Source organism: Bacillus sp. GW821-FHT01G09 (assembly GCF_059422205.1).
Map to the genome: position 1 here is coordinate 579061 of NZ_JBWKWL010000002.1, position 23375 is coordinate 602435.

General features: G+C 42.1%; 26 protein-coding genes. 16 read left to right on the top strand and 10 right to left on the bottom strand.

Features of this window, described 5'->3' with window-relative positions; all coding sequences use genetic code 11:
* The first annotated feature begins 326 nt into the window (after window positions 1-326).
* From pdhA to lpdA, 4 genes are all read left to right on the top strand, one after another.
* Entirely contained in the window at window positions 327-1442 is a 1116-nt protein-coding gene (pdhA, locus tag AC07VD_RS08465; RefSeq protein ID WP_003222294.1) for a pyruvate dehydrogenase (acetyl-transferring) E1 component subunit alpha, read from the top strand.
* 3 nt (window positions 1443-1445) lie between these two features.
* Window positions 1446-2423 carry a pyruvate dehydrogenase complex E1 component subunit beta gene (gene pdhB / locus AC07VD_RS08470; protein WP_014113660.1) on the top strand — a complete coding sequence of 326 codons (978 nt, stop codon included), beginning with the start codon at window positions 1446-1448 and terminating at the stop codon, window positions 2421-2423.
* Between the two features lie 113 nt (window positions 2424-2536).
* Window positions 2537-3865 carry a pyruvate dehydrogenase complex dihydrolipoyllysine-residue acetyltransferase gene (gene pdhC, locus AC07VD_RS08475; protein ID WP_003232311.1) on the top strand — a complete coding sequence of 443 codons (1329 nt, stop codon included), beginning with the start codon at window positions 2537-2539 and terminating at the stop codon, window positions 3863-3865.
* Window positions 3866-3869: 4 nt separating this feature from the next.
* On the top strand, window positions 3870-5282 hold the full coding sequence (gene lpdA, locus AC07VD_RS08480; RefSeq protein WP_003232309.1) for a dihydrolipoyl dehydrogenase: 1413 nt from the start codon (window positions 3870-3872) through the stop codon (window positions 5280-5282).
* Window positions 5283-5327: 45 nt separating this feature from the next.
* On the opposite strand, the gene slp is transcribed toward lpdA, so the two are convergent.
* Window positions 5328-5702, bottom strand: a complete 375-nt coding sequence (gene slp / locus AC07VD_RS08485; RefSeq protein WP_003245672.1) for a peptidoglycan-associated lipoprotein Slp — start codon at window positions 5700-5702, stop codon at window positions 5328-5330.
* A 418-nt stretch (window positions 5703-6120) separates the two neighbouring features.
* On the opposite strand from slp, the gene AC07VD_RS08490 reads away from it, so the two are divergent.
* Window positions 6121-6240: a GapA-binding peptide SR1P gene (locus AC07VD_RS08490; RefSeq protein ID WP_003232305.1), complete on the top strand. Its 120-nt coding sequence runs from the start codon at window positions 6121-6123 to the stop codon at window positions 6238-6240.
* Between the two features lie 38 nt (window positions 6241-6278).
* Here the strand turns inward: AC07VD_RS08490 and speA are convergent, their stop codons facing one another.
* Window positions 6279-7751, bottom strand: a complete 1473-nt coding sequence (gene speA / locus AC07VD_RS08495; protein ID WP_003244780.1) for an arginine decarboxylase — start codon at window positions 7749-7751, stop codon at window positions 6279-6281.
* Window positions 7752-7935: 184 nt separating this feature from the next.
* Here speA and AC07VD_RS08500 point away from each other — a divergent pair, with 184 nt between their 5' ends.
* Window positions 7936-8202 (top strand): UPF0223 family protein, encoded by a 267-nt coding sequence (locus tag AC07VD_RS08500; protein ID WP_010334108.1) that lies wholly within the window; start codon window positions 7936-7938, stop codon window positions 8200-8202.
* Between the two features lie 31 nt (window positions 8203-8233).
* Here the strand turns inward: AC07VD_RS08500 and AC07VD_RS08505 are convergent, their stop codons facing one another.
* Window positions 8234-8872: a YktB family protein gene (locus AC07VD_RS08505; protein ID WP_015252167.1), complete on the bottom strand. Its 639-nt coding sequence runs from the start codon at window positions 8870-8872 to the stop codon at window positions 8234-8236.
* Between the two features lie 239 nt (window positions 8873-9111).
* Here AC07VD_RS08505 and AC07VD_RS08510 point away from each other — a divergent pair, with 239 nt between their 5' ends.
* From AC07VD_RS08510 to AC07VD_RS08520, 3 genes are all read left to right on the top strand, one after another.
* Window positions 9112-9300, top strand: coding sequence for a YkzI domain-containing protein (locus AC07VD_RS08510; protein WP_009967148.1), 189 nt, complete (start codon window positions 9112-9114; stop codon window positions 9298-9300).
* A gap of 139 nt (window positions 9301-9439) precedes the next feature.
* Window positions 9440-10237 (top strand): inositol-1-monophosphatase, encoded by a 798-nt coding sequence (suhB, locus tag AC07VD_RS08515; protein ID WP_086343803.1) that lies wholly within the window; start codon window positions 9440-9442, stop codon window positions 10235-10237.
* A 25-nt stretch (window positions 10238-10262) separates the two neighbouring features.
* Window positions 10263-10691: a GNAT family N-acetyltransferase gene (locus tag AC07VD_RS08520; protein ID WP_494721742.1), complete on the top strand. Its 429-nt coding sequence runs from the start codon at window positions 10263-10265 to the stop codon at window positions 10689-10691.
* 77 nt (window positions 10692-10768) lie between these two features.
* Here AC07VD_RS08520 and AC07VD_RS08525 read toward each other — a convergent pair whose 3' ends face one another.
* On the bottom strand, window positions 10769-11683 hold the full coding sequence (locus tag AC07VD_RS08525; protein WP_220396749.1) for a class I SAM-dependent methyltransferase: 915 nt from the start codon (window positions 11681-11683) through the stop codon (window positions 10769-10771).
* A 349-nt stretch (window positions 11684-12032) separates the two neighbouring features.
* Window positions 12033-13598, bottom strand: coding sequence for a neutral metalloprotease NprE (nprE, locus tag AC07VD_RS08530; protein WP_003245026.1), 1566 nt, complete (start codon window positions 13596-13598; stop codon window positions 12033-12035).
* Window positions 13599-13882: 284 nt separating this feature from the next.
* On the opposite strand from nprE, the gene AC07VD_RS08535 reads away from it, so the two are divergent.
* The 4 genes from AC07VD_RS08535 to ylaD are packed head-to-tail and all read left to right on the top strand — an operon-like array spanning window position 13883 to window position 16893.
* Window positions 13883-15823: a hypothetical protein gene (locus AC07VD_RS08535; protein WP_494721693.1), complete on the top strand. Its 1941-nt coding sequence runs from the start codon at window positions 13883-13885 to the stop codon at window positions 15821-15823.
* Window positions 15813-16082, top strand: a complete 270-nt coding sequence (locus tag AC07VD_RS08540) for a hypothetical protein (protein WP_024572390.1) — start codon at window positions 15813-15815, stop codon at window positions 16080-16082. The genes AC07VD_RS08535 and AC07VD_RS08540 overlap by 11 nt, the downstream gene beginning before the upstream one ends.
* Entirely contained in the window at window positions 16082-16603 is a 522-nt protein-coding gene (gene ylaC / locus AC07VD_RS08545; RefSeq protein WP_494721743.1) for an RNA polymerase sigma factor YlaC, read from the top strand. The genes AC07VD_RS08540 and ylaC overlap by 1 nt, the downstream gene beginning before the upstream one ends.
* The gene (ylaD, locus tag AC07VD_RS08550) at window positions 16600-16893 is read left to right on the top strand and encodes an anti-YlaC sigma factor ylaD (RefSeq protein ID WP_014476710.1); all 294 of its coding nucleotides are present in this window, start codon (window positions 16600-16602) and stop codon (window positions 16891-16893) included. Before ylaC ends, ylaD begins: the two co-directional genes overlap by 4 nt.
* Window positions 16894-16933: 40 nt before the next feature.
* Here the strand turns inward: ylaD and AC07VD_RS08555 are convergent, their stop codons facing one another.
* On the bottom strand, window positions 16934-17545 hold the full coding sequence (locus AC07VD_RS08555; protein ID WP_494721694.1) for a hypothetical protein: 612 nt from the start codon (window positions 17543-17545) through the stop codon (window positions 16934-16936).
* Window positions 17546-17817: 272 nt separating this feature from the next.
* Complete coding sequence (locus tag AC07VD_RS08560; protein WP_003245500.1) at window positions 17818-18006, bottom strand: YlaF family protein; 189 nt, start codon at window positions 18004-18006, stop codon at window positions 17818-17820.
* 112 nt (window positions 18007-18118) lie between these two features.
* Here AC07VD_RS08560 and typA point away from each other — a divergent pair, with 112 nt between their 5' ends.
* Window positions 18119-19957 carry a translational GTPase TypA gene (typA, locus tag AC07VD_RS08565; RefSeq protein ID WP_003232278.1) on the top strand — a complete coding sequence of 613 codons (1839 nt, stop codon included), beginning with the start codon at window positions 18119-18121 and terminating at the stop codon, window positions 19955-19957.
* A gap of 56 nt (window positions 19958-20013) precedes the next feature.
* Window positions 20014-20331 (top strand): YlaH-like family protein, encoded by a 318-nt coding sequence (locus tag AC07VD_RS08570; protein WP_003232274.1) that lies wholly within the window; start codon window positions 20014-20016, stop codon window positions 20329-20331.
* A gap of 55 nt (window positions 20332-20386) precedes the next feature.
* On the opposite strand, the gene AC07VD_RS08575 is transcribed toward AC07VD_RS08570, so the two are convergent.
* On the bottom strand, window positions 20387-20596 hold the full coding sequence (locus AC07VD_RS08575; protein WP_003232271.1) for a YlaI family protein: 210 nt from the start codon (window positions 20594-20596) through the stop codon (window positions 20387-20389).
* An 82-nt stretch (window positions 20597-20678) separates the two neighbouring features.
* Window positions 20679-21308, bottom strand: coding sequence for a YhcN/YlaJ family sporulation lipoprotein (locus tag AC07VD_RS08580; RefSeq protein ID WP_003232269.1), 630 nt, complete (start codon window positions 21306-21308; stop codon window positions 20679-20681).
* A gap of 154 nt (window positions 21309-21462) precedes the next feature.
* On the opposite strand from AC07VD_RS08580, the gene AC07VD_RS08585 reads away from it, so the two are divergent.
* Entirely contained in the window at window positions 21463-22791 is a 1329-nt protein-coding gene (locus AC07VD_RS08585; RefSeq protein WP_003245272.1) for a PhoH family protein, read from the top strand.
* A gap of 3 nt (window positions 22792-22794) precedes the next feature.
* On the opposite strand, the gene AC07VD_RS08590 is transcribed toward AC07VD_RS08585, so the two are convergent.
* Window positions 22795-23280: a peptidyl-prolyl cis-trans isomerase gene (locus tag AC07VD_RS08590; protein ID WP_336804971.1), complete on the bottom strand. Its 486-nt coding sequence runs from the start codon at window positions 23278-23280 to the stop codon at window positions 22795-22797.
* Window positions 23281-23375 lie beyond the last annotated feature (95 nt).

Here is a 23375-nt window from a genome sequence, read left to right on the forward strand (position 1 = left end):
TTTGGGTGCGGTTGGCATCTGTTTTTTTGCTGAAAATGTAAAGCGAATACATTTATTGAAAATCAGCGATGAAAACGATTGACGGTTCTTCTTTATTTGGTGTAAACTAATCCATGTTAAGCGGTGTTGTATTAGTTTTTTACAACTTCGAAATAATACAGTTCAAAGCAGAGTGTAACTATCCTACATAAAAGGTTTTGGCAAACTGGGGATCGGCTAAAATATAATACGACTTACTGCTGATACTTTAGGGTACCCTAAGTTTGTATGTATAAAAGGAATGCACGTCTAATGACTGTTTAAAAGAAAGGAAGAGGTGACTTAGTATGGCTGCAAAAACGAAAAAAGCTATCGTTGACAGTAAGAAGCAATTTGATGCCATTAAAAAGCAGTTCGAAACGTTCCAAATTTTAAATGAAAAGGGAGAAGTCGTGAATGAAGCGGCGATGCCTGATTTAACTGATGATCAATTAAAAGAGCTAATGCGCCGCATGGTATTTACGCGTGTGCTTGACCAACGCTCTATCTCATTAAACCGTCAAGGACGTCTCGGATTTTACGCTCCTACTGCGGGTCAAGAAGCTTCTCAGATTGCAACGCATTTCGCGCTTGAAAAAGAAGACTTTGTTCTTCCTGGATACCGTGATGTGCCTCAGTTAATTTGGCACGGCCTTCCATTATATCAAGCGTTTCTTTTCTCTCGCGGACATTTCAGAGGAAACCAAATGCCTGATGATGTGAATGCCCTTTCTCCACAAATCATTATCGGTGCTCAATACATTCAAACTGCCGGTGTTGCGCTAGGTCTTAAAAAACGCGGTAAGAAAGCTGTCGCAATCACTTACACTGGTGATGGCGGAGCTTCTCAAGGGGACTTCTACGAAGGAATTAACTTTGCTGGAGCTTATAAAGCACCTGCAATCTTCGTGGTGCAAAACAACCGTTACGCGATTTCAACTCCTGTTGAAAAACAATCTGCAGCTGAAACAATTGCACAAAAAGCTGTAGCTGCCGGTATTGTCGGCGTACAAGTAGACGGAATGGATCCGCTTGCTGTATACGCAGCAACTGCTGAAGCACGCGAGCGCGCAATCAACGGCGAAGGTCCAACACTAATTGAAACACTTACATTCCGTTATGGCCCGCACACAATGGCTGGTGACGATCCTACTAAATATCGTACAAAAGAAATCGAAAATGAGTGGGAACAAAAAGATCCGCTTGTACGTTTCCGTGCGTTCCTTGAAAACAAAGGCTTATGGTCTGAAGAAGAAGAAGCAAAAGTAATTGAGGATGCGAAAGAAGAAATTAAGCAAGCGATCAAAAAAGCTGATGCTGAACCGAAGCAAAAAGTAACTGATTTAATGAAAATCATGTACGAAAAAATGCCTCACAACCTTGAGGAGCAATTTGAAATTTATACACAGAAGGAGTCGAAGTAAGCCATGGCGCAAATGACAATGATTCAAGCAATCACGGATGCGTTACGCACAGAACTGAAAAATGACGAAAATGTCTTAGTTTTCGGAGAAGACGTTGGTGTAAACGGCGGCGTATTCCGTGCGACAGAAGGATTGCAAAAAGAATTCGGTGAAGACCGTGTGTTTGACACGCCACTTGCTGAATCTGGTATCGGCGGTCTTGCCCTTGGTTTAGGCTTAAACGGCTTCCGTCCGGTAATGGAAATCCAATTCTTCGGATTTGTTTATGAAGTAATGGATTCAGTTTCTGGCCAAATGGCTCGTATGCGCTACCGTTCTGGCGGACGCTGGACTTCACCTGTAACAATTCGTTCTCCATTCGGCGGCGGTGTTCATACTCCTGAACTTCACGCTGACAGCTTGGAAGGTCTTGTTGCACAACAGCCTGGTATCAAAGTTGTTATTCCATCAACTCCTTACGATGCCAAAGGACTTTTAATTTCTGCGATCAGAGACAATGATCCTGTTGTCTTCTTAGAGCATATGAAGCTTTACCGTTCTTTCCGTCAGGAAGTTCCTGAAGAAGAATACACAATTGAGCTTGGAAAAGCTGACGTGAAACGTGAAGGTACTGATCTTTCAATCATCACTTACGGCGCAATGGTTCATGAATCATTAAAAGCTGCTGAGGAGCTTGAAAAAGACGGCATTTCTGCTGAAGTTGTCGACCTTCGTACAGTAAGCCCACTTGATATCGATACAATTATCGCTTCTGTAGAAAAAACAGGACGCGCGATTGTCGTTCAAGAGGCACAAAAACAAGCCGGTATTGCTGCAAACGTAGTTGCAGAAATTAATGACCGTGCGATCCTGAGCTTGGAAGCACCTGTACTTCGCGTTGCAGCGCCAGATACAGTATTTCCTTTCTCTCAAGCGGAGAGCGTATGGCTTCCAAACCATAAAGACGTTCTTGAAACAGCAAGAAAAGTGCTTGAATTTTAATCAAACTGCATAATCGAGAGGGAAGATGAACTTTTCCCTCTATTATATATCTGTTTTCAATGCTTACGATGTAAACTTTAAAATTGCTTAATCAAACTAGGAGGTCGAGAACTGTGGCATTTGAATTTAAACTTCCAGATATCGGGGAAGGTATCCACGAAGGCGAAATCGTAAAATGGTTTGTCAAGCCTAACGACGAGGTAGACGAAGATGATGTACTGGCTGAAGTCCAAAATGATAAAGCAGTAGTAGAAATTCCTTCACCTGTTAAAGGAAAAGTATTAGAATTAAAAGTTGAAGAGGGAACGGTTGCAACTGTTGGACAAACGATTATTACGTTTGATGCACCTGGTTACGAAGATCTTCAATTTAAAGGCAGCGACGAGTCTGACGATGCGAAAACTGAAGCACAAGTTCAGTCAACTGCAGAAGCTGGACAAGACGTTGCGAAAGAAGAGCAAGCTCAAGAGCCTGCAAAAGCTACTGGCGCAGGACAGCAGGATCAAGCTGAAGTTGACCCGAACAAACGCGTGATCGCTATGCCTTCCGTACGTAAATATGCTCGTGAAAAAGGCGTAGACATCCGTAAGGTTACTGGTTCAGGCAACAACGGACGTGTTGTAAAAGAAGATATCGACAGCTTTGTAAACGGAGGAGCGCAAGAAGCTGCACCGCAAGAAACAGCTGCACCACAAGAAACAGCTGCTAAACCGGCTGCTGCACCAGCTCCAGAGGGCGAATTCCCAGAAACACGCGAAAAAATGAGCGGTATCCGTAAAGCAATTGCAAAAGCGATGGTTAACTCTAAACACACTGCTCCTCACGTAACGTTAATGGACGAAGTGGACGTAACAAACCTTGTTGCACATCGTAAACAGTTCAAACAGGTTGCTGCTGATCAAGGAATCAAGCTGACTTACTTGCCTTACGTTGTAAAAGCTCTTACATCTGCACTGAAAAAATTCCCTGTTTTAAACACGTCAATTGACGATAAAACAGATGAAGTCATCCAAAAACATTACTTCAACATCGGTATCGCTGCTGACACTGAAAAAGGCTTGCTTGTACCGGTTGTGAAAAATGCAGATCGTAAATCTGTCTTTGAAATTTCTGATGAAATCAATGGCCTTGCAACAAAAGCTCGTGAAGGCAAGCTTGCTCCAGCTGAAATGAAAGGCGCATCTTGCACAATTACAAACATCGGTTCTGCCGGCGGACAATGGTTCACTCCGGTTATCAACCATCCAGAAGTTGCGATTCTTGGTATCGGACGCATTGCAGAAAAAGCGATTGTTCGTGATGGCGAAATCGTAGCAGCTCCAGTCTTAGCTCTTTCTCTCAGCTTCGACCACCGTATGATCGACGGAGCAACTGCGCAAAATGCATTAAATCACATCAAGCGTTTACTGAACGATCCACAATTAATTTTAATGGAGGCGTAATGTTATGGTAGTAGGAGATTTCCCTATTGAAACAGATACTCTTGTAATTGGTGCGGGACCTGGCGGCTATGTAGCTGCCATCCGCGCTGCACAGCTTGGACAAAAAGTAACAGTCGTTGAAAAAGCAACTCTTGGAGGCGTTTGTCTGAACGTTGGATGTATTCCTTCAAAAGCGCTGATCAATGCAGGTCACCGTTATGAGAATGCAAAACATTCTGATGACATGGGAATCACTGCTGAGAATGTAACAGTTGATTTCACAAAAGTTCAAGAATGGAAAGCTTCTGTTGTCAACAAGCTTACTGGCGGTGTAGCAGGTCTTCTTAAAGGCAACAAAGTAGATGTTGTAAAAGGTGAAGCTTACTTTGTAGACAGCAATTCAGTTCGTGTGATGGATGAGAACTCTGCTCAAACATACACGTTCAAAAACGCAATCATTGCTACTGGATCTCGTCCTATCGAATTGCCAAACTTCAAATATAGTGAGCGTGTGCTGAATTCAACTGGCGCTTTGGCTCTTAAAGAAATTCCTAAAAAGCTCGTTGTTATCGGCGGCGGATACATCGGAACTGAACTTGGAACTGCGTATGCTAACTTCGGTACTGAACTTGTTATTCTTGAAGGCGGAGATGAAATTCTTCCGGGCTTCGAAAAACAAATGAGTTCTCTCGTTACACGCAGACTGAAGAAAAAAGGCAACGTTGAAATCCATACAAACGCGATGGCTAAAGGCGTTGAAGAAAGACCAGACGGCGTAACAGTTACTTTCGAAGTAAAAGGCGAAGAAAAAACTGTTGATGCTGATTACGTATTGATTACAGTAGGACGCCGTCCAAACACTGATGAGCTTGGTCTTGAGCAAGTCGGTATCGAAATGACGGACCGCGGTATCGTGAAAACTGACAAACAGTGCCGCACAAACGTACCTAACATTTATGCAATCGGTGATATCATCGAAGGACCGCCGCTTGCTCATAAAGCATCTTACGAAGGTAAAATCGCAGCAGAAGCTATCGCTGGAGAGCCTGCAGAAATCGATTACCTTGGTATTCCTGCGGTTGTTTTCTCTGAGCCTGAACTTGCATCAGTTGGTTACACTGAAGCACAGGCGAAAGAAGAAGGTCTTGACATTGTTGCTGCTAAATTCCCATTTGCAGCAAACGGCCGCGCGCTTTCTCTTAACGAAACAGACGGCTTCATGAAGCTGATCACTCGTAAAGAGGACGGTCTTGTGATCGGTGCACAAATCGCCGGAGCAAGTGCTTCTGATATGATTTCTGAATTAAGCTTAGCGATTGAAGGCGGCATGACTGCTGAAGATATCGCGATGACAATTCACGCTCACCCAACATTGGGCGAAATCACAATGGAAGCTGCTGAAGTGGCAATCGGAAGTCCGATTCACATCGTAAAATAATTTTCATATCAAAAACAGCCCTCGCTCAAAGCGGGGCTGTTTTTTTTATTTTGACAGCACATGCTGTAATGGTTTAATGATGTCTTCTTTCTTTTTCACACATCCCTCGATTTTCACCACGACATGGCGCTGATCAACAACCATAAGGGTAGGGACAGTTTCAATCTCATCTTCCCAGCCTTCTTTTTTATCATAGACCTTCATTTTATCTATTTGCTCGGGATAATCTTTTTCTAAATCAAGCAGTGCATCGTAATAAGGCGCTTCCTGGTCTATTTGGTTCTCATCAGAAAAAAACAGGATTTGTGTATGATGAATGTTGTCAATCCGGCTTTTTTTCATCGGATTGATGGTGGAAAGCGTACAGCCCGATAAAGCAAATACTATTATCAGCATGGGGAATACCGCGCGATATCGCATCTATCTTCTCCTCTGTATAAACAGTAGTTAACTAGCTTTAGTTTATCACGAGAGGCGGCTTAATCTGCTTCTTGTTACCTAATTGTTATATAATTGAAACCGTTTTTAAAGTGAGATTACATATTATATCAATCGTTTAAAATAGCAACCTGGGGTATATTGAATTTTTTGCTGCATTCTTGGATGAAAGTTCAAGAAAACGTGAAATTACATTATGTGCTGTGGCATATATATCGAGTAAAGCTTCGTATGTAAGAAGATATTGTATGAGGGAAAATGGAAAAGCACGGTCTATATGATGATCTAAAATCAAATGTGTTATACAGTTTGTTGTTGACATTTTAAATGTGACATATTAATATAATAACAACAAAAGAAATTAAGCGTTTTCAAATTTCAAAGAAATGGGGAATAAGAGATGGGTACGATTGTTTGCCAAGATTGCAACGAAGCCATTCATTACTTTGAAGATGAGAAAGTGACAACATTATACGGAACATGCTGCGGACAATGTCAATGTCCTGTTGATGAAGAGTAAAAAAAGCATGCGGCTTTAAGCCGCATGCTTTTTATTTTTTATTGAATTGCTTTTTGTTCTTTGATGACTCGGATCATATGTAAAGTCGAGTCCTCAGGTCCTTGAACAGGGAGGCCTGCGTCAAGGTTTTTAAAAATGTAGCTGATGTTTTCTTCTGTAATAATTTCTCCTGGAATGAAGATTGGAATACCAGGTGGATATACCATGACAAATTCAGCAATAATCCGTCCGGATGCTTCTTTTAATGGGATGACTTCCGTATTTGCATAAAAAGCATCACGCGGAGTCATTGCCAATAAAGGTATTTCTGGAAGCAGAACCTCAGTTTGCTGATGTGTTACATCTTGTTCTGACATTTGCTGTGCGATCTCAGTTAAAGCCTCTACAAGCCGGTCTGCATCATTTTGGCTGTCACCAGGAGTGAAAATACACAAAATATTGTACAGATCAGAGAGCTCAACCTCAATATTAAAGGATTCACGAAGCCATTTTTCCACGTCATGTCCTGTCAGGCCAAGACTTTTCACAGAGATAATCAATTTTGTCGGATCATAGCTGTAAGCTGCTTTCGACCCAAGAATCTCAGAACCGACACAATAAATGCCTTCAATCTGATTGAGGCGATCTCTCGTCTGATTGGCAAGCTTGAGTGTTTCCTCAGCAAGCTGGCGGCCTTCTGTTGCAAGGCGTTTTCTGGCAACATCCAAAGAAGCGAGAAGCAAGTAAGAAGTTGACGTAGTTGTCAGCATGCTCAGGATGGATTGCACTCTGTCTTTAGATACAAGGCCTTCTCTCATGTTTAAAATAGAGCTTTGTGTCAGTGATCCGCCCAGTTTGTGGACACTTGTCGCTGCTATGTCCGCTCCTGCCTGCATAGCCGATAGCGGCAATTCGTCGTGAAAATGAATGTGAACGCCGTGTGCTTCATCCACAAGCACTGGCACATCAAACGAATGAGCGAGTTCTACGATGCTTTTTAAGTCGGCTGCAACACCGAAATATGTCGGGTTGATGACGAGAAGCCCTTTTGCATCCGGATGTTCGGTAAGCGCCCGTTTAGCAGATTCAAGTGTAATGCCGTGGGAGATGCCCAACTCATTGTCAATTTCAGGATGAATAAAAATTGGAACCGCTCCGGAAAATACAATAGCTGTCATAATTGATTTATGAACATTTCTTGGAATAATAATTTTATCGCCAGGTCCGCAAACAGCCATTACCATTGTCATAATGGCGCCGCTTGTTCCTTGAACAGAAAAAAATGTGTGATCCGCGCCAAATGCTTCAGCAGCCAGATCTTGTGCTTGTTTAATAATGCCTTTTGGCGCGTGCAGATCGTCTAATGGTTCAATATTAATCAAATCTATGCTTAACGCGTTTTCACCGATAAATTGTCTGAATTCTGGGTCCATTCCTGCCCCTTTTTTATGGCCGGGAATGTGGAATTGAACAGGCTGTCTGCTTGCATGCTTTTTCAGTCCTGTGTATAAGGGTGTTTCATGTTGCGACAATTGTTTTCCCACCTTTGTAATCATACCTATGCATAATAGTGTGTATTAAAATCAGTTTCTCAACCGTTTTTTAGACGTAAAACAAATGAATTATATTATGAACTTGAAAGAATGTAAAGAACAATTTATGATCAAATGAAGATGCTTTCTCTTAAGGGAAGTAAATCTACAAGGAGTGAAGAAAATGGAGTATCAATATCCGATGAATGAAGATTGGACAACCGAAGAAGCAGTGGATGTGATTGCATTTTTCCAGCAGGTTGAGCTTGCATATGAAAAAGGGGCGGATCGTGAAGAACTGCTTAAAGCTTACCGCCGTTTCAAGGAAATTGTACCGGGGAAGGCCGAGGAAAAAAAGCTATGTGGCGAGTTTGAGGAACAAAGTACATATTCTCCTTATCGCACGGTCAAACAGGCGAAAGAATCTGATCAGGCGAAGATTAAGATGTAGGAAAAAGAGCCGGGGATGTCCCGGCTCTTTTTTATGCTTGTGATACTTTTTGGGTGAGACGGTACAGAAAAGCAAGCTGCTTAAAGGCATCGTCGATACGCTGAAGGAATTCCTGGTTATTCATATTCAGCACTTCTTCTTTTTGGAGCTGGATGCCGCATAACAGCTCGGCTTTCTTTACAGTCTGCAAACGCTCAAACAGTGTCTTCAGCTGTTCCTTGTCCATTTCAGACTGTTTATGTACTCCCGGTTTTGTGTGATCTGCAGACCAAACGAAGCTGTCAGGGATATTTTTCGTAATGGTTTCTTGGTTCACTTCAAGCAATTTGCCGTATTCTTCTTTGATAGGGGATTCATAAATAATCGCGAACCATACAAAGACGTGGCTTTCCCATAAACCAATTTGGAAATGCGGCAGTTTTTTATAGCCTCTTTTGCTGTTTGCGAACGCCACCCAGCTGTCAGCCGGGGGATTGACGGATCTTCTTGCGTGCTTCGCCACATGCGGAAACATTTCATCTCCGGTTAAAGCTGATAAAGTTGGGGCAAAATGTTCGCCTAGAGCTGTAAGCTTCGGACGGACCGTCTCTTTTAATACTTCCATGCGCGCGTCTAAGCCTTCTATTGTAAATGTGTTAAAGTCTTCTTCAGTGAAACGCATTTGTGTCATGATTTTCCTCCTTCATGCTAAGTATACATATTTTATCACAGTTCATACGAGCTTCAAAAAGATTGAGCACGTTTGAAGTAAGGGGAAATGTGGTAATAAACGAGTAGGTAAACACACAATTTTCAGAATCATGTTGCGCGTAAATAGAACAATCATACGATATAAGAAGTAATCATTGTTGAATGGCAAAATGGGATGCTTTTTTACAAACAAATGATCTCTGGAAGGGGCGAAAGACAATGAGGCAAGTTGTAAAAGAGGGATTTAAGGAAGAGAAAAACAATCGTGTTGCTGTCTGGAGACTAGAGGTTGATTATGAATTGGCAACCCTATATGAAGCAATGCAGAAAGAAAATGAAGAGCAGATTGAACAAAGCAAAAACAAACTTGAGCGACTTAGAAAAGAATGGATTCGTCTTAACGGGTAAAAAAGCGATAGTGAAAACGAACCGCATGAATGGTTCGTTTTTACGTGAGAAGGGATATTTTTCATTTTCCTTGCTTTTTCATTGCCGTTATCAGTATCCTATAAAATAAAAGGTCTACATAGAAGAGAGGTACGAACGAATGACAAATTGGACGGAAATTGATGAGATTGCAAAGAAATGGATAAGAGAAGCAGGCGCGAGAATTAAACAATCCATGCATGAAAGCCTGACAATTGAAACGAAATCAAATCCGAATGATTTAGTCACCAATATTGACAAAGAAACCGAAAAGTTTTTCATTGATCGAATTCAAGAAACATTTCCGGGACATCGGATACTCGGTGAAGAGGGGCAAGGAGACAAAATCCACTCACTTGAGGGAGTCGTATGGATTATTGATCCGATTGATGGGACGATGAATTTTGTGCACCAGCAAAGAAATTTTGCGATTTCCATTGGGATTTTTGAAAACGGTGAAGGGAAAATCGGTTTAATTTATGATGTGGTGCACGATGAGTTGTATCACGCATTTAGCGGCAGAGGAGCTTATATGAATGAAACGAAGCTGGCTCCATTAAAAGAAACCGTCATTGAAGAAGCGATACTTGCCATTAATGCAACATGGGTAACGGAAAACAGAAGAATTGATCAAAGTGTGTTAGCGCCACTTGTGAAAAGAGTCAGAGGCACACGCTCCTACGGTTCTGCCGCTTTAGAGCTGGCAAATGTCGCGGCAGGAAGAATAGATGCTTACATCACGATGCGGCTTGCGCCATGGGACTACGCAGCCGGCTGTGTGCTGTTAAATGAAGTAGGAGGCACCTATACGACCATTGAAGGAGAGCCGTTTACCTTTTTAGAAAACCACAGTGTGCTAGCCGGAAACCCATCTATACATAAAACGATATTTGAAGAGTATCTTCATGCTCGGAAGTAGGCCATTTGAGCAGGATGATCTCAGCTTGTTAGAAAAGCTCGCGGAGGCTCATCCTGTATGGAAAGAGGAGGAGTTTGGAGATAAAGATGCAGAAGACTATATCATTTCCTACTCCATGTACAACGGTTCATGGCTTGTATGGGAAAAAGACGGTATGCCTGTTGCCGTCAGCTACCATCTCGAGTGGTCTCCTTCAAACGGTAAGCCGTGGCTCGGAACGGTCCTGATTGACCCGGTTGAAGAAAAAAAGGGGCATGCGAAGATGATCATTGAACAGATCAGCAAATTGCTTAGAGCGAAACATAAAGCGATGTTTGCGGGAGTTCCCATTGAGCGCAGGGAATGGGTACTGTTTTTAAGCCAATGCGGCTTTGAACAGCTGAAAACGGAAAAAGATGAGAAAGGCAAATCATTTATGATCCTGGTGAAGCCTTTAGCAGAAGCTGCCATATGATAATGGCAGCTTATTTGCTGCATGCGGGTTCAATAAAAAGCCTCTCAAACATTGAGAGGCTTCTGATAATTTGAAAATTATTTTTTTACCGCATGAATATAATGAATCGTTTCAAACGCTGACAAATTGTCTTTTCGATTACTAAAGAAAAGGTCATTAATGTCGTCTGGTGATAGATGTTCATAGATCAGTAAACCAGATGACTCTAACAGATGTTCAATCTCTTGATAAGTGAAACATGATTTCATCGGTTCCCCGCTTGCGGCAGCCATCTTCACCATATGTTCAACTCGATTTGACGTCCCTTTTGCTGTAAAAAGTGTTTCGTCCGCATAATCAAAAACAATAGAGCTTCCAGGCGGGACATGAGAAAATAAATTGCTGATCAAGCTTGCATTTTCTTCCCGTGTTACATAATAAGACACTCCGAGGAGGCTGAAGAATGTTTTTGTGTTTTTAAATCCTTCATCTAAGAGAGGATCATACGAAAACGTTTTGGTGAAATCCATAGGAACAAAATGAAGATGACCCGGAATTGTCAGATTTGCATCCTTCAGCTTATTTTTTTTCAATTGCTGTGTAGCCGGATGATCAACCTCGAAAACCTGTAAGCTGTTTTCTAATTCTGGATGCCGAAAGCAGAAAGTATCCAGTCCCGCTCCAAGAATGACATACTGTTTTGCCCCCAGGATTAATTCGTTGTGCAAGACTTTTTCACAATAAGAAGCACGTGCTAGGGGCGTGGGAGACAGCTGGATTTGTGCAACCCATTTTAATATTTTTTCAGGATCATTTTGAAGACGTTCGGCGATCTCTTTGTTGAAAAACGATATTCCTTGAATCATATTTTTACTGATGTCGATAAACTCTTTTTCGTTAATGAGATCTTTTGCGATAAAATCATCAAAAATAAGAGGTGTGTCATATCGGCTGTGATATGCACGGGCAAAAGCTGAAATTAGAGACGTTAAGCTGGACTCATTTTTCCTCATGAAATGATCCTCCACAAAAAATAAGATTCCCCTGGCCAGGAGAATCTTATTATACATACAAATATATTAATAGTAAATTTTAGCATAAATAATTTTTTTTGTCAATGTTTTTGCTCTTAACTGGATGCGCGATCCTTCACATAGCCACGTGACCTGTAGCAGAATTCGTCTATCAATTATGTGGACTGAATCATTAGCTTTTATAAAATGCGCACTTGTGGCTGCATCCCTCTTTTGCAAATCAGGAGCGGTTTCTGTCTCATGGCAGCATCTTTTCGTCGTTTCTGCTGAGAGAGAAATCAAGATATGTAACAAAAAAAGCCTGAGGGATCTCAGGCTTTTCCTAATATTACAATCCAACAGCATTCCAGGCTGCTTCAACTTTAGCGGCATCAGTTGAGCCGTAGAGGTCACGGGCAGACTGAATGAGAGCTGCCTTGGCATCTTTGAACGTGGAAGAAGGCGTGAGGTACGTTGTTAACGCACGGTAATAGATTTGCTGTGATTTAGATACACCAAGTTTTGTGATGGTGTTGTAAGCGGCTTTGTTTGGAATTCCGCTGTTTGTGTGTACACCGCCATAATCGCCTTCATCTGTGTTTGGAAGGTTTCTGTAATTGGCGTAATTGTCAGGCTGGTTGTATTTTGTAGGGTTGGACAGGCTGCGAAGAGCAGGCTGGCTGACCGTAATGTCTTCACCGATGTCCCAGTCTTCTGTATCGTTAAAATACCCGAATACGTCAGAGAAAGACTCGTTTAATGCACCTGGCTGATTTTCATAAATCAAGTTGGCTGTTTCTTGGGTGACGCCATGTGTCATTTCATGCGCTGTCACATCTAATGAGCCGGAAAGCGGAGAGAAGAATGAACCGTCACCATCACCGTAAATCATCTGGTCTCCTGTCCATGCAGCGTTATTGTATTGAGTGCCGTAGTGAACGGAAGAAACGATTTTACTGCCTTTGTTATCATAGCTGTTTCGTTTAAAGTTTGAATAAAAATAATCGTACACTTTACCGAGGTTATAGTGTGCGTCAACGGCTGCCCGCTGTGATGAAGATGTAAATGTTTTCGTTGTGCTTGAGACAAGCGTTCCCGGAAGGCGGCTTTGTCTGTTTTGCAAGTCATATGTGATGATTTGGGTGCCAGTTGGTTTTGAAAGATCTCTTAGAACATATTTTCCGCCTTCATAAGAGATGTTCAATGGAACAGTTGCGCCCTTTAGAGTTGTTCCGCTTCCAGTGGCGGCGGCATGTTCTACTTTATTTTGCTGTTTTAAAATGCTGCCTGTTTCGGCGTCAACTAAGACTTCCCAGTTTGCAGGTTCAGGCTCGACATAGCGAATCGTCACGTCGTAAGCAAGACGATAGCTGCCGTCTTTTGTTTCTATCGCTTTCAATTCGGCTTTATTGCTGTTTTTGGCCGCTCCGTTAGAAACAGCGTCTGGTGATTTGCCGATAGCTTTGAAAGCGAGTGCCAGTGCTTTTTCAGAAGAGACTTTTTGGCTGTTATCTGTTTTTGCAGCAGATTGATTGTGTAATTCACCATTGACCGCATAGACATTATCGGATTTATCGACGTGAACGATCACTTGCGAATCTTTAATTGGCACTCCGTTAACGACAGGCGCATATCGAAAGTGCTTGTATCCAAGGGCATCAGTCGTACTTTCAACAAGCTTTAGCCTTTTGGAAGGGTCACCTTTAAAAATGTTGCTGTTCTTTTTCAAAAACTGCTTGACAGCCTTGTCATTTGGTGCAGAGAGTTCTGATTGCGCAATCGCGTTTTTGGAGAGGAAATTTGTTTGATTCTCTTTAAGCTGATGACCTTCAGCAGCCTGAACACCAGGAAGGCTGATTGATAAACTCATAAACGAAGCAGCGACAGCAACAGACAATTTCTTACCTAAACCCACAATAAATCCCCCTTTTTGAAAATACTGAAAACTTTATATTGTTATATTAAACTAGCATTCTGGAATACTCAACAAAAACTAACATAACTAGACAAAATTGATAGTATTGTCCTGTGTTTGTTTTTGTTGAATAATATCAAGATGAGTCAAGTGTCATGTGGTGGTTCATTCAAGAGTTATGTTTTTTGCATATCAAGGGGAAGATGAGATATTTTTGTTTCATCTTGAAACTTTTTGAAAAGTCCGCTGTCTAACCGAATGAGGCCTTAATAAGAAGTAAAGGATTGTTGTTCGTGTTGGAGTTATTCAGTCATTATGTATTGCATTTCGAACGTTATTTTATATTAAGCAGACAAAGCACCCTGCTGATTCAATGGTCAATTGTTGTTCTGGCGGGCTTATATCTTTTGGTGCATCATCCCAAAATGAACCGGCAGCGCACAATGTTCTTGGCGGGTGTTATATTGCGGATTGTGCTGCTGGCGGGAGTGTCTGTTGAACTTATTCACCAGGTGCAATCAACAAACTTCACCAGCGCTTACTTAAGAGAGGACGGAAAAGAACTGTTGCCGCTGCTGCATTTTTTGTTATACGGATATGTGCTGCTGACGGCTTTTCACTATATGCTGATGCCGCGTGATCATGGCGGAAAGGGTAAGTTTTATACGTTCGACCTTGCCGTTGTCAGTTTGCCAATCGTACAAATGATTTTTAGTTTCTTTTCGTATTGGAAGGAATACCCGGATGGGATGGAGCCGATTGCATTCGTGTTTCTGTTTTTCATCATCACTCTTCCCATTGCGTTGAATGTAGTGTTTTTCAAGCTGTATTGGAGAACGGATAAGATCTTACTAGGCTTATTTTATACGCTGATTATCGGACTGCTTGTCTTGCTGCTTGCGCCATATCCCAATCAAATCTCAAAAAATTATGGTGCAGTAATGCCATATACGATTTATTTGGCAATGGCGGGATTTTTGATGAGCTATCATCTGTTCCAAAAGTCAGGAAAGGTTTATGTGCGTGTGAATAAGTGGCTGCCGATGGCTGTCATGGTGTTTTTTGTCCTGCTGTTAAATCCGATATATAACATAGGAACGGCTGCTTTCGCTGTATCAAAGCCAGCAAATGTCCATGATTCATTCAATTTTGTCGGGGAGCACATTTCATCAGAAAAAGCGGAACAGATACTAAAGTCATTTTTTCCTACGGATGAAACACTTTATTTGCACGATACAAACATGGATGTGCATTATTTCTACTCATTTGAAAGCAAAGGTTATAAAGCTGAGGTAGATGAAGTATCGCAGCTGATTCGTAATTATGAATACTTACAAAAAGCGCATGGGAAAAAGCTAACGAACCAGGAGTACAAGCGAAAGTCCATCGCTTTCCTTGAGCGACACGGACGTGTGTTACATAAGGATCATATCGAAACAAAGGTATCTCAAGAAGACGGCCAGACAGTCGTACGTATTTACCTGAAAAATCAACTTCATAAAAAAGATCATGCTGATGATGGCGCGGTATTTTATTGGGAAAAGGAAACCTTAATGGGTTTTAGTGAAGATCCTTCGATTTATCAGCTTGACTCTCTTCTGCATGTTCATATAACAGAACAAAACATTCACGACAAAGTGGAACAAATGTTTACAGCGCTGAACATATCAAAACAGCCTTATCAGATCACTGATATTGAAAGCGACAGCCTGCTCGGAAGCATGGTGAGAGTGGAAACAAAAGGTGGAATTGTTTTGGAATTTGAGGGCGAATCCGGTTGTTTACATAGCCTTTCGCTTCCGATGAAAAAGAATATCTCAATGGCTAACAGCCGGCTGCAGCATCAGATATTATCGATCTTCGATGCTCGTGGATCAGAAAAGAAGAAAAAAAGCAGTCAGGGTGACATGGTGATGTATACTGATTCTTCTAAAACATATGAGTTTTTTGAAGATCAAGGTCAGCTAAACGTTTATGTATACAGCGATAGACCTGATCAGTCATTCCCCTATACATATCGTAATGGAACATTGGCTTACGAAAAAGTAGCTTCTCTATATCAGGATGTCATTTACAAAAAGCGTATGCGCCCGATTATCGTTCAAAGAGGGGATGAACGGCATTATGCATGGCTGATCATTATTCAGCCGTTTGGTTCAAATCGCCATGATGCCTATGTAGTGGATGGAGAAACACAAGAGGTGAAAAGTCTTTATGAATCATAAAGAAAAAGAGTCTGTTTTTGTAGACCTATACGACCTGTATAAAGAAGGAGAGCTAGAGGATGAATCAATGGAATGGATGAAACAGCATGAATCCCAATTCCAAAAGAATGCGGAAGACTTAAAGAGTAAAACTTGTTTAAAGAGAAGTCCCGGTGCTGAAGAAGAAAGCCAAATCAGATATATGAAAGTATACCTGTCTTCCATGTATATCTGTTTCATTTTATTGGCCATTTGGATGACGGTGTGGTTTTACTTTTAATGAAGCATAGGGATTCCATTGAGGACTTGTATCGGCAGTATTATCAAGAAATTTTAAATTATTTATTCAGAAGGACTCATCATCTTGAAACAGCCAAGGACTTAGCGCAGGACACGTTTGTGAAAGCTCTTAACGGTCTGGCTTCGTTTAGGGGGCATTCTTCCATCAGAACATGGCTCTACACCATTGCGCATCATACCTTTATCAATTGGTACCGCAGGGATGTAAAATACCAATTTACTGATATCAGCAAAAATGAAGGGTTAACGCAAACAACTTATGAGCAGCCTGAACAGTATCTGTCACGGACGGTGAAAAGCGAAACACTGCGGCAGGAGCTCCTGAAGTTAAAAGATCAGCATCAATCCGTTTTGATTTTAAAAGAATTCCAAGAGCTTTCTTATGAAGAAATCGCTGAGATATTAGGATGGAGTCTTTCTAAGGTGAAAACCACATTGCACCGGGCTAGATTAGAGCTAAAGAAAAACATGACGAAAAGTAGAGAGGAGGAGCGGATATGACCTGCTTTCTAGTAAGAGACCTGCTTCCTCTGTATCTTGAAGGTGATTGTAAAAGAGAAACGGAACACGTTATAGAAGAGCATTTAAAAATGTGCAGCAGCTGCAGAGACATGTATGACACGATGGCTGAGCCATTTGAATTGGAAAGCGAACAGGCCGTTGAGGAGGCTTTTCTGCCGGAAGAAGAACTGCGTTTTAAACAGAGGTACTATGGATTACTGATTATGAAAGCCGCCTGCTGGTTTGGAGCGGCGGTTGCCGTGATGCTGATCATCAAACTGCTGATATAAAAAAAAGCGCTTGTCCGATTCCGGCAAGCGCTTTTTCACATTAAGCCTGGGGATGAATCATATCGTAAATAGCGGCAAGCTGTTCTTGTGACAGGGCACTGAAGAGTTTTTCATAAACGTCAGCTTGCAGTGGCGTTGCACCTGCTTGTAGCGCTGCGTCTTTATCATAGCTGTACACATCATCTTGTAGCACAATGGCTGCTTGAAGAATGTGAATCTTGAGAGAAACAGCGGAGAAAAATTGTTCAAGTGCAAGTGCTTCTTTTTCTGTGAAGCCAAGTTCAACTGCTTTTTCTGTATCAAATTTGTAATTTCCATCCTCGAGATACACACATTGTGAAACAATGCTGAAAAATTCTGATGTCGATTCCCAGAGTGTAGCAATTACCTGAGCCTCTTCTTTTGTCATTCCTAACTCGACAGCTTTTTCGCTGTCAAAATAATATACACTGTCTTGTTCGTATATACATTGATTTAATATATCAATGAATGTATTGAGATCTTCGTTAGTGCTCGCCTGATGCTGGAGTTGAACAGCAGTGTTATCAACCAGTGTTTTTGCGCTGGCTGCATCAGGACCGAACGTTAATAGAGCAGCTGAGGTCATTGCGGCAGTCGTTAACATAGCTTTTTTTACAAATGTTTTCTTCATGTTTCTTCTCTCCCTTTTATGAATTGTGCTACAAATTCCATTATAGGGAGTAGTTTCCGGTGGAGGAATAGGCGCTATGGTATTTTATGCGTATCGTTGCCGAACTACTTTTTGAAGGCTGCACGTGTGATCGTTAGAACGATTGTCTATGTATAAAGGCTGTTTTGCATCTTCCTGACTAAGAAACAGGGGAGATAAGGCTTAAAGAAATGAAAAACACCGCTTTCTTTGCGGTGTTTTTTGATTACAATGTCGCCGGCGGGGCAATGCTTTTAATCAAGCAAGCCTTGTTCGCGCATTTTCTTTTTTAATGTAAATCCGCCGCCCATGACAGCGCAAACAAGTACAATGCTGGCGATAATGCCTGCAGGGCTTTTTTCAGCGATAAAGACGCCGATCAGCATAATGCTGAAAACCGCTGCAAATGCAAATAATAGTAAAAGCCAATTCATTTTTTTCATAATTTCCATCCCCTTTTACGTCTTATATTAAGTTTACAGAAAAACGTGACGCTTTTAAAGAGGATGTGTGATATAATATGAAAGTTATCTAATTTTTTTAGGAGATGAAAAAGTGAAACTTCGAAATGATCTTCGCAACATCGCGATTATTGCCCACGTTGACCATGGGAAAACGACTCTAGTCGATCAGCTTTTACATCAGGCTGGTACGTTCCGTGCCAACGAACAGGTTGCTGAACGCGCAATGGACTCTAATGATCTTGAACGCGAACGCGGCATTACAATATTGGCGAAAAATACTGCGATTAACTATAAAGATACACGTATCAATATTTTGGACACCCCTGGACACGCAGACTTTGGGGGAGAAGTAGAACGGATTATGAAAATGGTTGACGGCGTAGTGCTTGTCGTTGACGCATATGAAGGCTGTATGCCTCAAACTCGTTTTGTTCTGAAAAAAGCTCTTGAGCAAAACCTGAACCCTGTTGTTGTTGTAAACAAAATTGACCGTGACTTTGCTCGTCCAGAGGAAGTTATCGATGAAGTTCTGGATCTGTTCATTGAGCTTGATGCCAATGAAGAGCAGCTCGAGTTCCCGGTGGTATATGCTTCCGCGATTAATGGAACAGCGAGTCTTGATCCGAAACAACAGGATGAAAATATGGAAGCTTTATATGAAACCATTATTAAGCATGTTCCGGCACCTGTTGATAATGCAGAGGAGCCGCTTCAGTTCCAAGTTGCCCTTCTTGACTACAACGACTATGTAGGCCGTATCGGAATCGGACGCGTATTCCGCGGCACAATGAAAGTCGGACAGCAGGTTTCTCTTATGAAGCTTGACGGAACGGCAAAGTCATTCCGTGTTACAAAGATTTTTGGTTTCCAAGGCTTAAAGCGTGTGGAAATTGAAGAAGCAAAAGCGGGAGACCTCGTTGCGGTTTCCGGAATGGAAGATATCAACGTTGGTGAAACGGTATGTCCTGTAGACCATCAAGATCCGCTTCCAGTGCTTCGCATTGATGAGCCGACACTTCAAATGACATTTGTCGTGAATAACAGTCCGTTTGCAGGCCGTGAAGGCAAATATGTAACGGCCCGCAAAATCGAAGAGCGTCTTCAATCACAGCTTCAGACGGATGTGAGCTTGCGTGTTGAGCCAACAGCTTCTCCTGATGCTTGGGTTGTTTCAGGACGCGGTGAGCTCCACTTGTCAATTTTAATTGAAAATATGCGTCGTGAGGGCTATGAGCTTCAAGTGTCAAAACCTGAAGTTATTATCAAAGAAATCGACGGCGTACGCTGTGAGCCTGTTGAACGTGTGCAAATTGATGTTCCTGAAGAGCATACTGGCTCTGTCATGGAATCAATGGGTGCCCGCAAAGGCGAAATGGTTGATATGATCAACAACGGAAACGGCCAAGTCCGTCTCATCTTTACAGTTCCTTCCCGCGGATTGATCGGTTACTCTACAGAATTCCTATCATTAACACGCGGATTCGGTATTTTGAACCATACGTTTGACAGCTACCAGCCGATGCAGGCGGGCCAAGTCGGCGGACGCCGTCAAGGTGTACTTGTGTCAATGGAAAACGGAAAAGCAACATCATACGGTATTCAAGGAATTGAAGACCGCGGTGTCATCTTCGTTGAGCCGGGTACTGAAGTATACGAAGGAATGATCGTTGGAGAGCATAACCGTGACAACGACCTTGTTGTTAACGTCAGCAAAATGAAACAGCAAACAAACGTCCGTTCTGCGACAAAGGATCAGACAACTACAATTAAAAAAGCGCGCATCATGTCTCTTGAGGAGTCTCTAGAGTACTTAAACGAAGATGAATATTGTGAAGTAACACCTGAATCCATCCGTTTAAGAAAGAAAATCCTCAATAAGAACGAACGTGAAAAAGCAGCTAAAAAGAAAAAAACAGCAGGATTGTCTTAATCTCGTGCAGAATTTGAAAAGATAGAACCCGTACGTTTACAGGGGAGGGAATCTTTTTGAATGACGTAAGCGAACGCCTGTCGTTCTTCGCCGCTCTATATCAAGTAGACCGGCAGCCTGCGGCAGGCATGTGGCTGCTGTACGGCACGATTTTTGTGTTGGCCGTTATTGTATTTAAGCTTGGATTTGCTAAACGGCTTCCTGTATTAAAATCTGCAGTGGTGTATGTATTTTTGGCTTTGGGCTGCACTGTTTTGACTTTTTTAGGGGTGTTTTTGCCCGTGGCAGAAGGATTGGTCGTCGCTGCGCTGATTTTAATCATTTACAAAATCCGGCTGTATCAGTCGAAAAAAGGACAGTCTGCAAAATCATAAAAGACTCAGCTGAAAGCTGAGTCTTTTTTGTGTTCTGTATGGTTAAGCGGACGCTTTATTTTTTGACTTTTTCTTTTTTCTGCTGTCCCGGGTGAAAAGTAAATTTTCCCGTTTTCAGCCGTTCCTCTGTTTTTTTGGCAATCCGATCGTGGCATTCCTGGCACATATATGTATGGATCGGGCGGTTTCGAAGCCGTTTCGCGATCAGGGTATCATCATCAATTGTTTCAATTTTATCGCAAATAGAACATTTGACCCTCATCATATCACCTCTTTCACTAACATGTATTATAGCACGGATCAGAAGCTGTCCAAAATAAGAAAAAGCTAAAGCGCAAGGCTATAGCTTAGTCATTGTTGTTCTTTTTCATATGATGATCAGATTGATCGTTTTGCTCCTTCTCCATTTCCTGTTGCTGTTTTCTATTTAATTGGTCATTTTGCTGCTTTGTTTGCGGTTCGTCTTCATTGTCAATCACATCGTTAGGCACTTCGGGAAGCACTCGGCCGACAATTGCAGCTAATTCATCCAGTATACCTGTTACCGGATGGCCCTCGCTGATTTCTCTGCTCATTTCACGAAGGCGGCTGACCGTATCGGGATCAGCAATGACTACTGCGTTGGCGCCATATCGATCATTCTTTAGCGCCTGAGCTACAGAATATTTAATGGTTTCCACTTTGCTTCTGTCCAAAGTATCATCGACATCAATCCCAACAACAGCATAGCCTCCCAGCACAACGGCTGTTGCATCCTTGACGTCGGGGTTTTTTTCAGCAACGCTGACAAGATGCTTGGCAATATCCGTTCTTGTTCCATTGTCTTTTGTTTCTTGAGTTGTGTCCTTTACGTGAATCGGTTTAGTCTCCTGCTGTCTTGTTGATTCTTTTTCAACATTCTGGCCCTGTTTTCCTTGTTGATAGGCACAAGCGGACAGGATAAGTGTCAGCTGTATGATAATGAAAAGAATTCGCACTTGCGGGTTCCCTCCTTAAAATGCTTTCATTAATTTTATTGTTGAATTAACCTTCTATCTTTATGCACAAAAACATATATTTTAGCAGGCATTCACCTTTTTCATCAAAAGAGAAGCAGGAAGAACTTTGACCCTTATATCAGGAGGCTGAGACTTGAGTAAAATTTATGTGTTAGATACGAATGTGTTATTACAGGATCCTAACGCGATATTTTCTTTTGAAGAAAATGAGGTTGTCATCCCTGCTGTCGTTTTAGAAGAGGTTGATTCAAAAAAACGGTATATGGACGAAGTTGGGAGGAATGCAAGGCACGTATCTAAGCTAATCGATGCGCTAAGACAAAAGGGCAGGCTGCATGAGCATGTACCGCTTGACACCGGCGGCACACTGAGAATTGAACTGAATCATCGTTCGTTTCACCAGCTGCAAGAGATCTTTATTGAAAAGACGAACGATAATCGCATATTAGCCGTTGCGAAAAACTTAAGCCTCGAGGAAGAAACCAAGGAAAATGGCAGGCCGGTTATCCTTGTCAGTAAGGATGTACTGGTCAGGGTTAAAGCCGACGCAATCGGACTGCTTGCTGAAGATTTCTTGAATGACCGTGTTGTGGACAATGATGAAATGTACAGCGGCTATAAAGATTTATATATCAGCCAGCAGCTGTTCAGCTCTTTTTACGGGAAAAATCAAATTTCAGTAAACGATGTGAAACAGCATGCGTTTTATCCGAATCAGTTTGCTTTAATGAAGGATGAGCTAGGAGGGTCCTCCTCGGCAGTCGGAATTGCAGACAAAACCGGAACGGTATTAAAAAGACTCGTATTTGATGATGAACATATATGGGGAATCAGGCCGAAAAATGTACAGCAGACAATGGCATTAGAGCTTTTGCTGCGGGAAGATATTCCGCTTGTCACCCTGATCGGAAAAGCGGGAACCGGCAAGACGCTCTTAGCTTTGGCGGCGGGGCTATTACAGACAGAAGACTTGGGAATATATAAAAAGCTGGTCGTCGCAAGGCCGATTGTTCCTGTTGGCAAGGACATCGGGTATTTGCCAGGCGAAAAAGAGGAAAAGCTAAAGCCTTGGATGCAGCCGATTTTTGACAACTTAGAGTTTCTGTTTAATGCGAAAAAACCAGGGGAGCTTGATGCTATTTTGGCGGGAATTGGCTCAATTCAGGTAGAGGCGCTGACTTATATCAGAGGGAGAAGCATTCCAGATCAATTTATTATCATTGATGAAGCGCAAAATTTGACCAGGCATGAGGTGAAAACTTTGCTGACGAGAGTCGGTGAAGGCAGTAAAATTGTCTTAATGGGTGACCCTGAACAAATTGATCACCCATATTTAGACAGTCTGAACAATGGTTTGGCCTATGTGGTTGAGCGGTTTAAAGGACAACCCATCTCAGGCAGCGTGAAACTGTTAAAAGGTGAGAGATCAGGTCTCGCCCAGCTCGCAGCTGATTTGCTGTAACGTTTAAATGATTTCGATCTCTTTTACATCGGTAATCGGCTGTTTGTGATGAATTGGATCTTCAAAGTAAATATGCACGGGGCCGCCTTCTTGAATCGGCTTGCCTGCCTCACTGAAATGGACAATACTGTTCAGAGCGGTTTCCAGAGAAACGGCGGCCTTTCCCGAACTTGTGACAAATACACATTGTGTCGCAGAGCTGTTCGGCTCAGCATTTTTCAGGACAGTCCCAAGTCTCATTGCGAAACTGCCGTTCATCAGTTTTTGCTTCTCATATTGTTTTTCCGTCTTTAATGTAGGCGGCGCAATTCGCCCCTCTCTGATGACGCGTTCCGGATCAAGGTCGGATTCATCCCCGGCTGGTTGTAAATATGTGTCTTGACTGACCCCTTTGCGGTCAAACGAAAATTTGCGATCATCAAAAATCCATACGCTTGGATCAATGGTAATTGGATATGTAACATTGCCTTTTACTTGGATAACGCTCATGATATGACCCCCTTCTCTCAAAATTATAAAAGTTTTCGCATGAATTGTCACTTTGTGTACAAATTATGTGTATTGAAATGCTGAGGGAACGAGGG